Origin of the sequence: Nocardioides sp. (assembly GCF_044226765.1) — a bacterium.
Taxonomy (GTDB): Bacteria; Actinomycetota; Actinomycetes; order Propionibacteriales; family Nocardioidaceae; genus Nocardioides.
In genome coordinates this window covers 357,266-371,567 of record NZ_JBGAGJ010000002.1, presented here as the reverse complement: position 1 = coordinate 371,567, position 14,302 = coordinate 357,266, and the positions used below count along the sequence as shown (strand labels likewise).

16 protein-coding genes are annotated in these 14,302 nt (G+C 73.3%); 1 reads left to right on the top strand and 15 read right to left on the bottom strand.

The window, feature by feature from the left end; all coding sequences use genetic code 11:
• Positions 1-10 precede the first annotated feature (10 nt).
• The 14 genes from der to ACILRH_RS06540 form a co-directional block, all read right to left on the bottom strand.
• Positions 11-1,363, bottom strand: coding sequence for a ribosome biogenesis GTPase Der (gene der / locus ACILRH_RS06605; RefSeq protein ID WP_395691746.1), 1,353 nt, complete (start codon positions 1,361-1,363; stop codon positions 11-13).
• Complete coding sequence (locus ACILRH_RS06600; RefSeq protein WP_395691744.1) at positions 1,360-2,121, bottom strand: lysophospholipid acyltransferase family protein; 762 nt, start codon at positions 2,119-2,121, stop codon at positions 1,360-1,362. Before ACILRH_RS06600 ends, der begins: the two co-directional genes overlap by 4 nt.
• A complete protein-coding gene (gene cmk / locus ACILRH_RS06595; RefSeq protein WP_395691742.1) occupies positions 2,118-2,843 on the bottom strand; it encodes a (d)CMP kinase in 726 nt (241 codons plus the stop codon). Before cmk ends, ACILRH_RS06600 begins: the two co-directional genes overlap by 4 nt.
• Positions 2,825-3,898: a prephenate dehydrogenase gene (locus ACILRH_RS06590; RefSeq protein ID WP_395691740.1), complete on the bottom strand. Its 1,074-nt coding sequence runs from the start codon at positions 3,896-3,898 to the stop codon at positions 2,825-2,827. The genes cmk and ACILRH_RS06590 overlap by 19 nt, the downstream gene beginning before the upstream one ends.
• Positions 3,891-4,277: a chorismate mutase gene (aroH, locus tag ACILRH_RS06585; protein WP_395691739.1), complete on the bottom strand. Its 387-nt coding sequence runs from the start codon at positions 4,275-4,277 to the stop codon at positions 3,891-3,893. Before aroH ends, ACILRH_RS06590 begins: the two co-directional genes overlap by 8 nt.
• A gap of 43 nt (positions 4,278-4,320) precedes the next feature.
• The gene (locus tag ACILRH_RS06580) at positions 4,321-4,713 is read right to left on the bottom strand and encodes a VOC family protein (RefSeq protein WP_395691737.1); all 393 of its coding nucleotides are present in this window, start codon (positions 4,711-4,713) and stop codon (positions 4,321-4,323) included.
• Complete coding sequence (locus tag ACILRH_RS06575; RefSeq protein WP_395691735.1) at positions 4,710-5,516, bottom strand: helix-turn-helix domain-containing protein; 807 nt, start codon at positions 5,514-5,516, stop codon at positions 4,710-4,712. The genes ACILRH_RS06580 and ACILRH_RS06575 overlap by 4 nt, the downstream gene beginning before the upstream one ends.
• A 17-nt stretch (positions 5,517-5,533) precedes the next feature.
• The gene (locus tag ACILRH_RS06570) at positions 5,534-6,055 is read right to left on the bottom strand and encodes a nitroreductase family deazaflavin-dependent oxidoreductase (protein ID WP_395691734.1); all 522 of its coding nucleotides are present in this window, start codon (positions 6,053-6,055) and stop codon (positions 5,534-5,536) included.
• A 46-nt stretch (positions 6,056-6,101) separates the two neighbouring features.
• A complete protein-coding gene (locus ACILRH_RS06565; RefSeq protein ID WP_395691732.1) occupies positions 6,102-6,857 on the bottom strand; it encodes a pseudouridine synthase in 756 nt (251 codons plus the stop codon).
• Positions 6,854-7,585 carry an SMC-Scp complex subunit ScpB gene (gene scpB, locus ACILRH_RS06560; RefSeq protein ID WP_395691730.1) on the bottom strand — a complete coding sequence of 244 codons (732 nt, stop codon included), beginning with the start codon at positions 7,583-7,585 and terminating at the stop codon, positions 6,854-6,856. The genes ACILRH_RS06565 and scpB overlap by 4 nt, the downstream gene beginning before the upstream one ends.
• Positions 7,566-8,450 carry a segregation and condensation protein A gene (locus ACILRH_RS06555; RefSeq protein ID WP_395691729.1) on the bottom strand — a complete coding sequence of 295 codons (885 nt, stop codon included), beginning with the start codon at positions 8,448-8,450 and terminating at the stop codon, positions 7,566-7,568. Before ACILRH_RS06555 ends, scpB begins: the two co-directional genes overlap by 20 nt.
• The gene (locus tag ACILRH_RS06550; RefSeq protein ID WP_395691727.1) at positions 8,447-8,797 is read right to left on the bottom strand and encodes a hypothetical protein; all 351 of its coding nucleotides are present in this window, start codon (positions 8,795-8,797) and stop codon (positions 8,447-8,449) included. The genes ACILRH_RS06555 and ACILRH_RS06550 overlap by 4 nt, the downstream gene beginning before the upstream one ends.
• On the bottom strand, positions 8,794-9,609 hold the full coding sequence (locus ACILRH_RS06545) for a ParA family protein (protein ID WP_395692085.1): 816 nt from the start codon (positions 9,607-9,609) through the stop codon (positions 8,794-8,796). Before ACILRH_RS06545 ends, ACILRH_RS06550 begins: the two co-directional genes overlap by 4 nt.
• A gap of 422 nt (positions 9,610-10,031) precedes the next feature.
• Complete coding sequence (locus ACILRH_RS06540) at positions 10,032-10,343, bottom strand: GNAT family N-acetyltransferase (RefSeq protein WP_395691726.1); 312 nt, start codon at positions 10,341-10,343, stop codon at positions 10,032-10,034.
• 34 nt (positions 10,344-10,377) lie between these two features.
• Here ACILRH_RS06540 and ACILRH_RS06535 point away from each other — a divergent pair, with 34 nt between their 5' ends.
• Positions 10,378-11,763 carry a glycoside hydrolase family 26 protein gene (locus ACILRH_RS06535; RefSeq protein ID WP_395691724.1) on the top strand — a complete coding sequence of 462 codons (1,386 nt, stop codon included), beginning with the start codon at positions 10,378-10,380 and terminating at the stop codon, positions 11,761-11,763.
• Positions 11,764-11,791: 28 nt separating this feature from the next.
• On the opposite strand, the gene ACILRH_RS06530 is transcribed toward ACILRH_RS06535, so the two are convergent.
• Entirely contained in the window at positions 11,792-14,302 is a 2,511-nt protein-coding gene (locus ACILRH_RS06530) for a DEAD/DEAH box helicase (protein WP_395691722.1), read from the bottom strand.

Genomic DNA, 14,302 nt, shown 5'->3' with positions numbered 1-14,302 from the left:
CCCGACGGTACTACCGCTTGCGCTTCTCCCGAGGCCGCTGCTGGAGCACGATCGGTGTGCCGACGAACCCGAACTCCTCGCGCAGCCGACGCTCGATGAACCGCTCGTACGACGCGTCCAGCTTGCCGCTGGTGAACAGGATGAACGTCGGCGGCGCGGTCGTCGCCTGCGTGCCGAAGAGGATCTTGGGCTGCTTCCCGCCACGCACCGGGTGGGGGTGCTCGGCCACGAGACGGCCGAGGAACCCGTTGAGAGCACCGGTCGACACCCGGGTCTCCCAACCCTCCAGGGCCCGGTCCAGGGCAGGGACCAGGCGGTCGACGTGCCAGCCGGTGCGAGCGGTGATGTTGATCCGCGGCGCCCACTGGACCTGCACGAGCTCGCGCTCGATCTCCCGCTCGAGGTAGTGCCGGCGCTCCTCGTCGACCAGGTCCCACTTGTTGAACGCGATCACCAGCGCGCGGCCGGCGTCGCGGACGGTCTGGATGATCCGCACGTCCTGCTCGGAGATGCTCTGGTCGGCGTCCACGACCAGCACGGCCACCTCGGCCCGGTCGATGGCCGTCGAGGTCCGCAGCGAGGCGTAATACTCGTGGCCGGAGGCCTCCTTGACCCGCTTGCGGATGCCGGCGGTGTCGATGAACCGCCAGGTCCGGCCGCCCAGCTCGACGAGCTCGTCGACCGGGTCCACGGTGGTGCCGGCGACGTTGTCCACGACGACGCGGTCCTCGCCGGCGAGCTTGTTCAGCAGCGACGACTTGCCGACGTTCGGCTTGCCCACGATCGCGACCCGGCGCGGTCCGCCGACCTCGGGCTCGCGCTCCGGCGGCGGCTCCGGGAGCGCCGCCAGGACGGCGTCGAGCAGGTCCCCCGAGCCGCGTCCGTGCAGCGCGGAGACGGGGTAGGGCTCTCCCAGCCCGAGGTTCCACAGCGCGTGCGCCTCCGCCTCGGTGCGCTGGTCGTCGACCTTGTTGGCGGCGAGCACCACGGGCTTGCCGGACCTGCGCAGGATCCGCACGACCGCCTCGTCGGCGTCGGTGATGCCGACGGTCGCGTCGACGACGAAGAGGACCGCGTCCGCGAGCCCGACCGCCACCTCCGCCTGGCCGGCGATCCGCTCGGCCAGGCCCCGGGCGTCGGGGTCCCAGCCACCGGTGTCGACGACCGTGAACGACCGGCCGTTCCACAGCGCGTCGTACGAGACGCGGTCCCTGGTGACGCCCGGCACGTCCTCGACGACGGCCTCACGCCGGCCGATGAACCGGTTGACCAGCGTCGACTTCCCGACGTTCGGCCGCCCGACGACGGCCAGGATGGGCAGCGGGCCGAGCGCCTCCGTGTCGGCAGGCTCGAGCTCGGTCATGGTGCTCCTTCATCGGTCACCCCGGTGTCGGGGTCGGGGTCTACGTCGGTCGGCGGCAGCGGACCTGGGAGCTCCCTCCCGGTCGACGCGCGCGCCCGGTCCAGCTGGACCAGCATGTGCTCTCGCAGCAACAACGAGGACTTCTCCACTTGTTCCCGCGTCCGCGGCCAGGGCACCGGCTCGGTGCGCCAGACCTCCCCGAAGACCAGGTCGATCCGCGCGCCGCGCCGCGGCAGCGACCCGCTGGTGCCTCCGGGCTCGCGGCTGCCGAACATCGTCACGGGTACGACGGCGGCGCCGGACACCAGCGCCAGGTAGGCCGCCCCGCGGTGGAACCGTTCGAGGTCGCCGGCGCCGCGGTGTCCCTCGGGGTAGATGCCGACGGCGCGCCCGTCGCGCAGCGCCCGCAGGCAGGTGCGCACTGCGGCGGGATCGGCGTGGTAGCGGTCGAGCGGGATCTGGCCGGAGTGCCAGAGGAAGCGGCCGAGCAAGCCCTTGAACATCTCGACCTTCGTCAGCGCGTGCACCGGCCGCGGGGCGAAGATCGCCAGGAGCGGCCCGTCGATCACGCCGACGTGGTTGGAGGCGAAGATCACCCCGCCGGTCGTCGGCACCTCGTGCACGTCGTGGACCCGGACGTCCCAGCGGCGACGGAAGAGGAACCGCGCGATCGGGCGCAGCGGGTGCAGCAGGTAGCGCGGAGCGGCCGTGACCCGGTCGCTGCGCGGCGGGTCCAGGTGCGCCGGTGACCGGGTCACGTGCGTGCCCCGGCGTCCTCGACGAGAGCGACCACCATCTCGATCACCTCGGCCAGCGTGTGGTCGGTGGTGTCGATGTGCACGGCCCCGTCGGCCCGGGTGAGCGGCGCGGTGGCTCGTCCGGAGTCGATCCGGTCGCGGGCCAGCAGCGACGCGCGGGTCGCCTCGACGTCCGCGCTGCCCTCCTCGGCGGTCCGGCGAGCGGCGCGGGCGGCCGGGTCGGCGCTCAGGTAGACCTTCACCGGGGCGTCGGGGACCACCACGGAGCCGATGTCGCGGCCCTCGACGACGATGCCGGTCGCCGCCGCGGCGATGACCTCCCGCTGGAGCCGGAGCAGCCGGGTGCGCACCTCGGGCACCGCGCTGACCGGGGAGACCGCCGCGTTCACGTCGTCGCGGCGGATGGACACCGCGACGTCCGTGCCGTCCACGGTGATCGTCGGCGACGCGGGATCCGTGCCGGACACGATGACCGCCTCGTCCACCCGCTCGGCGACGGCGGCGGCGTCGTGCACGTCCACACCGTGCTGCAGCATCCACCAGGTGATCGCGCGGAACATCGCCCCGGTGTCGAGGTAGCGCAGGCCCAGCCGCTCGGCGACGCCGCGCGACGTGCTCGACTTGCCGGATCCCGACGTGCCGTCGACGGCGATGACGAGACTGGGCACCGGGGTCGGGGCGGAGCTGCTCACGGGGCGGCAGCCTACCGGTGTGTCACCCATCCCCGGGACTCCAGCGACCCGAGCAGGTGCTCCGCACGGGCCTCCTCGACCAGCAGCTCGACCAGGCCCACCGGTCGGCCGGGGTCGTGGTCGATGTGGACGTCCTCGATGTTGACCTCGCTCTCCCCCGCGTCGGCGAACAGCCGGGCCAGCTCCCCGGGGTGGTCGGGCACCGACACGAAGACCGAGCGCATCGGTCGCACCGGAGCACCGTGCTTGCCGGGGATGGCACGGGTGCCGGCCACGCCCTCGCGCAGCACGGCCTCCAGACCGCCCCGGTCGGCGGTGCCCACGGCGTCGATGAGCGAGTCCAGCTGGGCGCGCACCTCGCCGAGCAGGGCCAGGACGGCCTCGGCGTTCGCGGTGACGATCTGCCCGTAGAGGGCCGGGTCGCCGGCGGCAACCCGGGTCACGTCCCGCACGCCCTGGCCGGTGAGCGCCAGGTGCTCCGCCGGGCCGTCGGCCAGCCGGGCCGCCACCAGGGCCGCCAGGAGGTGCGGCACGTGGGAGGTCCGGGCGACGGCGCGGTCGTGCTCCTCCGGCGTCAGCCGGACGGCGACGGCCCCGCACGCCGCGACCAGGGCCTCCACCTGGGCGACCGCGTCGGGGTCCGAACCGCTGTGGGGGGTGACGGCCCACGGGCGGCCGTCGAACAGCGCCGCGCTGGCCGCCAGCGGCCCGGATCGCTCGCTGCCCGCCATCGGGTGACCGCCGACGTACCGCTCGGCACCGGGGCGGCCGGTCACCGACGCCAGCGGACCCGTCTTCACGCTCCCGACGTCGGTCACGACGGCGTCGGTGTCCTCCAGAGCCCGCACGATCTCCGCCCCCAGGTGGTCGGGCGGGACGGCGACCACGACCAGGCGCGGCCGGTCCTGGGGCCGGCGCGGGCGGCCGGCGCCGAGGCCGGAGGCGGTCCGGACGTGCTCGGGCGAGGTGTCGGTGAGAAGCACCTCGACGCCGGCCCGACGGCAGGCGAGCCCGATCGACGTGCCCAGCAGACCGGTGCCGACGACCTCGACCGGTCCCACGAGCGTCGACCGGGTGTCACTCATCGTCGGGGAGCGCCTGGACCCGCGTCAGGTCGCGCCGCAGGGCGGCCGCGCCGTGGAGGTAGACGTGGGTGATGTCCGAGCGGGGCAGGTCGGTCTCGACGTGCGCCATCATCCGCACCACCCGCGGCATCGAGCCCTCGATCTCCAGCTCGCGGGCGCAGATGAGGGGCACGTCGCCGAAGCCGAGCCGGCGGGCGGCGTACGCCGGGAACTCGGAGTGCAGGTCGGAGGTCGCGGTGAAGATTACCGAGATGAAGTCGTCGACCTCGAGGCCGTTGGCGACCATCACCCCGCTGACCATCTCGGCGACCCGCTCGAGCATGTGGTCGCGCGCGTCGACGTCGAGCTGGGTCGCCCCTCGCACTGCCCTGACTGCCACGGTCCCCAGGCTAGTGGTGCCCGGGCGCCGGCCGGGCGCGGTCTCACGAAGGCTGGTAGCTCCCGACCGACCACTGGTTGCCCTCCGGGTCGGTGACGGTGCCGCCGCGGCCACCGTAGTCCTGGTCGACCATGTCCTGCACCACGGTGGCGCCGGCCTCGACCGCCCGTCGGAAGACCTCGTCGGGCTCGTCGGTCACCAGGTACGCCGACGAGCCGCCCACGTTGGTGACCACCCCGTCGGCGCGCAGGCTCCCGAACATGATCCCGCCGCCCCCGGGCCACAGCCACTCGGCGTGCACCACCACCGAGGGGTCGGACTCGTCGCGGTAGGTCGCGTGCTCGACGAACCCGGTGGCCGACAGCCACGTGATCATCGCGTCGGCGTCCCGGAAGGACATCGTGTGCCAGAGTCGGATGTCTGCTGCGTTGCTCATGGGCGCAAGCCTTCCCCGGGCCCGGGCCCGATGTCTTGGAGGAACGGGAACTCCTCGCGCAGCCACGTGGTCGGCGGGCAGCCCGCGAGCGCGACCCACTCGCGGGTCAGGTGCGCCTGGTCGGCGAAGCCGCACCGTCCGGCCACCTCGGCCAGCGGCAGCCGACCGACCAGCGCCCGCGACGCCTCGAACCGGCCCAGGCGCTGCACCTGCTTGGGCGTGACGCCGACCTCCGCCCGCACCAGGCTGGCGAGGTGGCGGCGGCTGAAGCCGACATCGGTGGCCACCGCGGCGACCGAGGCGCCCCGGGTCAGCCTGGCCAGGGCGTGCCCCACCTCCGCGCGGGGGGCGACCGCGCCGAGGCCCCACCCGGACGCGGAGAGCCGCTCCAGCAGGGCGCGCTCGACCAGCGCCAGCCATCGCTCGGACGGCGTCTCCTGGAGGCGTCCGGGCAGGTCGCCCAGGGCGGGGGCGACGTCGCCGACCTCGAGGAGCTCGCCGGCCAGGGCCGCCGAGGGCACGCCGAGGAGCGCCGGAGCGGCCGCGGGCGTGAGCGCCAGCTGGACGCCGCGCTGGTGGCCCGCGTGGTGGATCTCGGCCGGGTGGGCGTGCAGCCCGGACACCGTCGACCACCGTCGCGCCCGGGTCCCGGGGAGGCCCGACCAGCCGACCTCGAGTGGCTCGCCGACCGGCAGCACGAGGGTGAGGGTCGTGGACGGCAGGCCGCGGTGCACGCCCGCGCCTCCGAGGTCGACGTCGTAGGCGACCGCGGAGGCGACGTACGGCGCCAGCGCTGGGTGCACGCGACGACGGTACGCCGTCAGGCCGTGACGGTCTCCAGGGCGAAGATCCGCAGCCGGCGACCGGTGATCCGGGTCTGGTACTTGCGGTAGCCGGCGTACAGCGACTCGGCGCGAGCCAGCACCTGCTCGAACTCCGCACCGGTGACCGGCCGCGCCACCACGTCGACGGTCGTCCCGCGGTAGCGCACCTGGGCGTGCGGGTCGGCCTCGAGGTTGAGCACCCACGTGGGTGTCGAGGTCTGGCCGAAGTTGGTCCCGAGCAGCGCGAGCGAGCCGTCGTGCGGCACTGCGATCAGGTGGGCGGTCCGGGGCAGCCCGGACTTGCGACCTGTCGTGGTGACGTCGAGGACCGGCAGGCCGGCCAGGAGGCTCGGCAGGCTGTGCCGGTCGTGGGTCAGCCGCTCGACCACGGTGTCGATCGGCGGCAGGATCTTGGCGAACGTCCAGGCGCCGGGGCGGCTGGAGCCGAGGGCCTGCATCGACCGCTGCACCGCATTGGGGCGGCGGAACACGTAGCCCAGGTCCTCGGAGAGGCTCATGAGGGCACGCTAGCGCCGACCGATCGGCCGGGAGGGCGGAACGCGGCTACAGCCTGGCCGCCTCGAGCAGCTCGCCGAGCTCGTCGCGGGTCAGGTCGCGCATCTCCCCCACGGGGAGCCGCCGCAGACGCACCGGCCCGATGGCGGTGCGGGTCAGCCGGCGCACCGGGTAACCGACGTGGTCGAGCAGCCGGCGCACGATCCGGTTGCGGCCCTCGTGGATCACCAGCTCGACGATCGACTTGGCCTCGGTCGCCTCGACCACCCGGGCCCGGCGCACCGTCACCGGTCCGTCCTCGAGGGTCACCCCCTCGAGGAGCTGCTTGACGATCCGCGGGTAGACCTCGCCCTGCACCTCGGCGACGTAGGTCTTGTCGACCTCGTAGGAGGGGTGCGCCATCCGCTGCGCGAAGTCGCCGTCGTTGGTGAGCAGGATCAGGCCGGAGGTGTCGGTGTCGAGCCGGCCGACGTGGAACAGCCGCTCGGGCCGGTCCGCGACCAGGTCGCCCAGCGTGCGGCGGCCCTCGGGGTCCGACATCGTCGACACCACGCCCCGCGGCTTGTTGAGGACCAGGTACACCTTCTCCGAGACCGGCGGCAGCCGCTTGCCGTCGACCCGGATCACCGCGGTCCGCGGGTCCACCTTGGTCCCGAGCCGGGTGACCACCTCGCCGTCGACGACGACGTGCCCGCCCAGCATCAGCTCCTCGCACTTGCGACGAGAGGCCACACCCGACTGCGCGAGCAGCTTCTGCAGCCGGACCCGCCCCTCCTCGTCGGTCTCGATCTCGGGACCGCTCACGTCGGCTCGGTCCCCCCGTCGGGCTCGGTGCCGTCCCCGCTGTGGGGCGAGGCGTGCGGCGACGGGGGGTGGGGGTCGTCGTGGCTCGGCTCCGGCGCGGTCTCGCTGGCGACCGGCGCGGCCACCATCTCGGCGAGCTCGTCCTCGAGGTCGTCCATGTCGGGCAGGTACGGCGCCAGCTCGGGCAGCTCGTCGAGCGAGGTGATGCCGATCCGCTCCAGGAAGTAGCCGGTCGTGCGGTAGAGGTTCGCCCCGGTCTCGTGGTCGTGACCGCACTCCTCGACCAGCCCGCGCGTCACGAGCGTGCGCATCACCCCGTCGACGTTGACGCCGCGGATGGCAGACACCCGGGCCCGCGACACCGGCTGCTTGTAGGCGACCACGGCCAGCGTCTCCAGCGATGCCTGGGTCAGCCGGGCCTGCTGACCGTCGAGCACGAACCCCTCGACCACCGCCGCGTACTCGTCGCGCGTGTAGTAGCGCCAGCCGCCGCCCACGTGGCGCAGCTCGAAGCCCCGCTCCTGCTCGGCGTACTCGCCGGCCAGGTCCTCCAGCGCCTCGACGACCTCGGCGACCGGGTAGCCCACGGCGGTCGCCAGCGTCACCGGCTCCAGCGGCTGGTCGGCGACCATCAGCACCGCCTCGAGCGAGGGCCGCAGCGCGGCCACCGGGACCGCGAGCGTCTCCTGCTCCTGGGCGTCGGGCTGCTCAGACGTCTGCTGGGTCATCGGGATCTCCCTCCGGCTGCGCCTCCTCGGGCGGCGCGCCCTCGAACTCGTCGGTGATCAGCTCGTCCACGTCGGCGTCGTCGTCGCCGGTCCAGCGCACGGTGAGCTCGCCGAGCGGCGTCACCTGGTCGAACGCGACCGCCCCCTCGCGGAACAGCTCGAGCAGCGACAAGAAGCGCGCCACCGTCGTCAGTCGGTCCGGGGAGTCCCCGCAGAGGGCCCGGAAGGTCATCGTCCCCTGTCGGCGCAGCCGCTCGACGACCAGGGCCGCCTGCTCCCGCACGCTCACCTTCGCGGCGTGGATGTGGTGGAGCGAGAGCTCGAGGACCGGCTTGGGCTCCATCGCCCGGGCCGCGAGCTGGGCGAACTGCTCGAGCCCGATGCCGATCAGCACCTCGGGCAGCAGGCCGGCGTACCGCTCCTCCAGGCCGACCGCCCGCGGGTGCCGGCGCGACTCGGTCGCCAGCCGCTGCTCGATCACGGCGGCGACCTGCTTGAACGCCTTGTACTGCAACAGCCGCGCGAAGAGCAGGTCGCGGGCCTCGAGCAGCGCGAGGTCCTCCTCGTCCTCGACGTCCCCCTGCGGGAGCAGCCGGGCCGCCTTGAGGTCGAGGAGGGTGGACGCGACGAGCAGGAACGACGTCGTCTGCTCCAGGTCCCAGAGGGCCCCACCGGCCTTGACGTGGGCGATGAACTCGTCGGTGACCCGGGAGAGCGACACCTCGGTGATGTCCAGCTTGTGCTTGGCGATCAGGCTGAGCAGCAGGTCGAACGGGCCCTCGAAGTTGTCCAGGCGCACCTCGAACCCGGGCGCCGCGTCGGCGGCCGGCTCGACGTCGGCCCGGGCCTGCGGTCGCGCGGTCATCCCTCGGTCAACCGCCGCACGAGCGCGCTGTCCGCGCCGTGCGCCTCGAAGTCGGCGAGGACCATCGCGACCGCCTCGCGGACCAGCCGGCCGCGGTCGACGGCGAGCCCGTGCGACCGGCGCAGCAGCAGCCGGGCGTGCTCGAGGTCGAGCAGCTCGTCGGAGGTGACGTAGACCGTCATCTTCTCGTCGTGCCGGACCCGGCCGCTCGGCCGCCTCGGCCCGGACCGGTCCTCGGCCGGCTCGTCCGCCGGCTGCTGGTCCGGCTCCTGCCCGGGCTGGGGGCCGGACTGGTCACCGGCCGGCGCGGTGGGGCGGAACAGGTCGTCGGCCGCGGGGAGGCTCACCCGTCGAGACAACGAGCCAGCACCTCCTTGGCCAGCTGCCGGTAGGCGTCGGCACCCGCCGACGTCGACGCGTACGTCGTGATCGGCTCCCCCGCGACCGTCGAGTCGGAGAACTTCACGGTGCGCCGGATGACGGTGTGGAAGACCTGGTCGCCCCACGCCTGCACCAGGCGCTCCATCACCTCCCGGCTGTGCAGCGTCCGGCCGTCGTACATGGTGCCGAGCACGCCGTCGATCTCCAGCTTGGGGTTGAGCCGCTCGCGCACCTTGTCGATGGTCGTCTTGAGCAGCGCCACCCCGCGAAGCGCGAAGTACTCGCACTCGAGCGGGACGATCACGCCGTCGCTGGCCGTGAGCGCGTTGACCGTCAGCAGGCCGAGCGAGGGCTGGCAGTCGATGAGGATGACGTCGTAGTGCTCGACGGCCGGCGCGAGCACCCGCTGCAGGGTCTGCTCGCGGGCCACCTCGTGCACCAGCTGGACCTCGGCGGCCGAGAGGTCGATGTTGGAGGGCAGCAGGTCCATCCCGGGCACCCCGCTGGGCACCACGACGTCCTCGAGGGTCACGTCGCGCTGCATCAGCAGGTTGTAGACCGTCTGGTCCATCTCGTGCGGGTTCAGGCCGAGGCCCACCGACAGCGAGCCCTGGGGGTCGAAGTCGACCAGGAGGACCTTGCGGCCGTACTCCGCGAGCGCGGCGCCGAGGTTGATCGTGGTGGTGGTCTTGCCGACCCCGCCCTTCTGGTTGCACATCGAGATCACCCGGGCGGGCCCGTGCTCGGTGAGGGGTCGCGGCTCGGGAAGGTCCGGCATCGGTCGGCCGGTCGGTCCGAGCTTCGTCTCGCTCGCGGGTCGCTCGAAGGGCAGGGCGTCGGCGACGGGGTCGGCCACGGAGTCTCCGGCTTCAGGGATGGGTGCTGCGGGGGGCTGGGTGTCGGCGGGCGGTGCGGGGGTGCGGACCAGGGGTGGCATCGAGCTCGCAGCCGCGCCGCCGGTGGGTCCGCCGCCGATGGTGCCGCCTGCGCTCATGCCACGCTCCTCTGGGTGCGGCGGCCACATGTCGACACGACGACTTGTGGCCTGGTTCGCGGGCGACTCTAGGTGCGCGCTCCGACGGGGAACAACCCGGTACGCCGAAACCCCCAGGCCCGGGCCCGATCTGTTGACAGCCTGTGCACGAGCGCCGCCTCAGGTGCACAGCCGACCCGGTGCCTGTGCACAGGGCTGTGGACGAGTCAGTCCCGCGCGGTGGTCGCCGGGGCGCCGTACAAGAGGTCGGCGTAGTCGGGGTGCTTGCCGATCCAGGCCTTGATGAACGGGCACAGCGGGAGCACCCGTCGCGACCCGCCGCGGCGCACGTCGTCGAGGGCGTACCGGGCGATCGCGGACCCGACACCGCGGCCCTCGAACCGCTCGTCGACCTCGGTGTGGGTGAAGACCACGAGCTCGTCGGTGAGCTGGTACTGGGCGAACCCGGCGAGCTCGCCGTCGATCCGGGCCTCGTAGCGGGCAGCCTCAAGGTTGTGTGAAGTCTCCACGTCGGTCATGGGGTCGACCCTAGTCCGGCCCTAGAATGGCGGGGTGCACCCACGGGTGGCCGCGAAGGCCGTGCTGGCGGGGTTGATCACGGGGGGACTGATCGTCGCCGCGACGACCCCTGCGCACGCGCGCACGCGCGCGGCCCGCGCGACGCTCGCCGCCCGGCCCGCGACGGCGGCGGTGACCGCCGGTGACCCGACCTCGGTCCGGCTGCAGCTGCGGCCCGCGGCCGTCACGCGGCTACAGGTCCAGGAGCGTGTCGCTGGCCGGTGGGTCGCCCGGACCAGCGCCGTGACCTCCTCGCGCGGCGCTGCCGTCGCGCGGCTGAGCCCTGCCACCGCCGGGGTGCACACGTACCGGGCGATCACCCTTCGGACCACCGGTCGCGCGGCCTCCCCGACGTTCGCGGTCACCGTCGCACCGGCCGGGTCTGCGTGCGCTCCCACCACGCCGCTGGTCGACGACCAGGCGACGCCCGCCGCCCGGTGCCTGGCCGCGCGCCTGGACCGCTGGCGCAAGGCGGGTGTCATGGGTGTCGGCCAGCAGCTCAACGTCTCCAACATCTCCTACCGTCAGCCCCTGGACACCCTCGGCGGACGGCGGGTGTCGGTGGTCGGCTTCGACCTGCAGGAGCTCGCCGACGGCCAGACCTACCAGTTCCCGACCGCTCCGCTCGACGCGCTCGGCCAGCTCGCCCAGCAGGGCGCGGTGCTGAGCGCGACGTGGCACGCTCACAACCCTCGCAACGGCGTCGCGAACAGCTTCCAGGACGACCCGTGGCACGACCTCGGCCCGCTGCTCGACCCGAGCACGCCGGAGTACTCGACCTTCTGGGTCGACTTCGACGCCAAGATGGCGCTGCTGAAGCAGCTCCAGGACCAGTACGGCGTCGCCGTCGTCTTCCGGCCCTTCCACGAGGTCAACGGGGACTGGTTCTGGTGGGGCCGGCCCGATCCGACCACCTTCCGCAAGGTCTGGAAGGCAATGCAGGAGCGGGCTGCGGTCGACGGCGTCCACAACGTCTTGTGGGCCTACAGCTTCAATGCCGACACCGGTCCCCGGACCGTCAAGCCGGTCAGCCTGCTGCCACCGGTCAGCCGGGTCGACCTGGCCGGGATCGACTCCTACGGCTCCCCAGCGACCGCGAAGCAGCCGGCCACCCTGCCGATGACCGGCTACGCCGCGGTGGCGGCCCTGGTGACCCGGATGACCATCACCGAGGCCGGGCCCTACAACTCGACGACGGGGCGCTGGAACCCCGAGGTCATCACCGCGGCTGCCCGCGCCCAGTCCTCGAAGCCGTTGTGGTCGATGCTCTGGTTCGACGACGGGTCGGGCAAGAAGCAGATCTCGTCCCTCGGGCCGAACGGGAGCTGGGGCAAGGCGTGGCTCGACTCCTGCCCCCAGGGCTTCTGCAGCCTGTTCTGACCGTTCCCCGCTGCGCCGGCCGGGAGAATCAGCCGCCCAGCCGCCGCATCGCGGTGGTGCGCAGCACCAGCTCGCCGGCCTCGTCGGACGCGGCGACGTCGACCTCGGCCTCGACCACCCAGTCGTGGTGGCCCTCCGGGTCGTGGACGGTCTGGGTCACCGCCCAGAGCGGGCCCTCGCGCACGACCGACAGCAGCGCCGGGCCCCGGGCGTCGGCGTCGAGCAGCACCCGGTCGTGCTCCTCGTAGTACGCCTCGATCGCCTCGTCCCAGCGCGAGCGCGTCATCACCACCTCGGCCGGCGGGTCCGTCCGGTCGGCAGCGGCGCGTTCCAGGGCCATCAGAGCGTCCAGGTCGTCGCGGGCGACGAGCTCGACCCGGCGGAACATCGCGTTGCGGATCATCACCGCGAAGGCGCGGGCCTGCTGCGACACCGGCCGGGGCGGAGGCGGCGGCTCGTGGTGCGCCACGTCCGAGCGGACGTGCGACGGGTCCGCCAGCGCCTCCCACTCGTCGAGGAGCGAGGAGTCGGTCTGGCGGATCGTCTCCCCCAGCCACTCGACCAGGTCGTCCAGCTCCGGGGTGCGGTGCTGCTCGGGGACCGTCTGCCGCAGGGTGCGGTACGCATCGGTCAGGTAGCGCAGCACCAGACCCTCGGAGCGCGCGAGCTGGTAGCGCGAGATCACGTCGGTGAAGCCCATCCCCTGCTCGTACATCTCCCGCACGACCGACTTGGGCTGCAGGGCGTCCTCGGGGAGCCAGGGATGCGTCTGGCGGTAGATCTCGTAGGTCGCCTCCAGCAGCCCGGCGAGCGGCCGCGGCCAGGTCACGTCCTCCAGCAGCGCCATCCGCTCGTCGTACTCCAGGCCGTCGGCCTTCATCTCCGCGACCGCCTCACCCCGGGCGACGAACTGCTGCTGGAGCAGGACCTGGCGCGGCCCCTCGAGGACCGCCTCGACGACCGACACGACGTCCAGCGTGTGCTCGGGCGCGTCCGGGTCGAGCACGTCGAGCGCGGCGAGCGCGAAGTGCGCCAGTGGCTGGTTGAGCGCGAAGTCGGCGGGGAGGTCGACGGTCAGGACGTAGCGCCGGCCGAAGCGGTCCGGCTCGTCGAGGCGGGTCACCACGCCGGAGCGCACGAGCGAGCGGCCCAGTCGCAGCGCACGCCGGGCCAGCCGCAGCTGCTGGCGCCGGTCCTCGTGGTTGTCGGTGAGCAGTCGCCGCAGGACCGGGAAGGCGTCCTCCTCGCGGGCGAGGACGTTGACCAGCATCGCGTTGTCGACCCGCATCCGGGAGACCAGTGGCTCCGGCGTGCCGGACACCAGCTTGTCGAAGGTCTGCTCGGACCACACCACGGTGCCCTCGGGGGGCTTCTTCAGCTGCGCCTTGGACGCCTTGCGGCCCGCGGCGCGGCGCTCCTCCGCCTTCGCCTTGGCCTTCTCGTTCTCGATGACGTGCTCGGGCGCCTGGACGACGACGTAGCCGGCGGTGTCGAAGCCGGCCCGGCCCGCACGGCCGGCGATCTGCAGGAACTCCCGGGTCCGCAGGATCCGCTGCCGGCTGCCGTCGAACTTGGCGAGCCCGCTGAAGAGCACCGTGCGGATCGGCACGTTGATGCCGACCCCGAGCGTGTCGGTGCCGCAGATGACGGCGAGCAGCCCGGCCTGGGCCAGCTGCTCCACCAGGCGCCGGTAGCGCGGCAGCATGCCGGCATGGTGCACGCCGATGCCGCGCCGCAGCAGCCTCGAGAGGGTCTTGCCGAACCCGGCGCCGAAGCGGACGTGGTCCAGCCGGTCGCCGAGCTCGGGCTTGGGCACCCAGCCGGCCTTGAGCAGCGAGGTCGCCTGCTCGACGGCGTCCTTCTGGGTGAAGTGCACGACGTAGACCGGCCCCTGACCGGTCGTCACGAGCTCCTCGAGGGTCTCGGCCAGCGCCGTGGTCGACCAGGAGAAGGTGAGCGGCACCGGTCGTACGGCGTCCGCGACGACCGTCGTCGGGCGCCCGTTGCGCCGGGTCAGGTCGGCGGCGAGGTCGCTGACGTCGCCCAGCGTCGCCGACATCAGCAGGAACTGCGCCTGGGGCAGCTCGAGGAGCGGCACCTGCCAGGCCCAGCCGCGGTCGGGCTCGGCGTAGAAGTGGAACTCGTCCATGACGACCAGCCCGACGTCGGCGCCGGCCCCCTCCCGCAGCGCGATGTTGGCCAGCACCTCGGCGGTGCAGCAGATGACGGGGGCGTCCGGGTTGACCGAGGCATCGCCGGTGAGCATCCCCACGTCGGCGGCGCCGAGCTCGGCGACCAGCGCGAAGAACTTCTCGCTCACCAGGGCCTTGATCGGCGCGGTGTAGAACGACACCCGGCCCTCGGCCAGGGCGGCCCGGTGGGCAGCCTCGGCCACCAGCGACTTGCCGGAGCCGGTGGGCGTCGCGAGCACGACGTTGTCCCCGGCGAGCAGGGCGAGGATCGCCTCCTCCTGGTGCGGGTAGAGGTCGAGGCCGCGGCCGGCGACGACGGCAGTGATCTGGTCGAGGAGGTCGGTCAC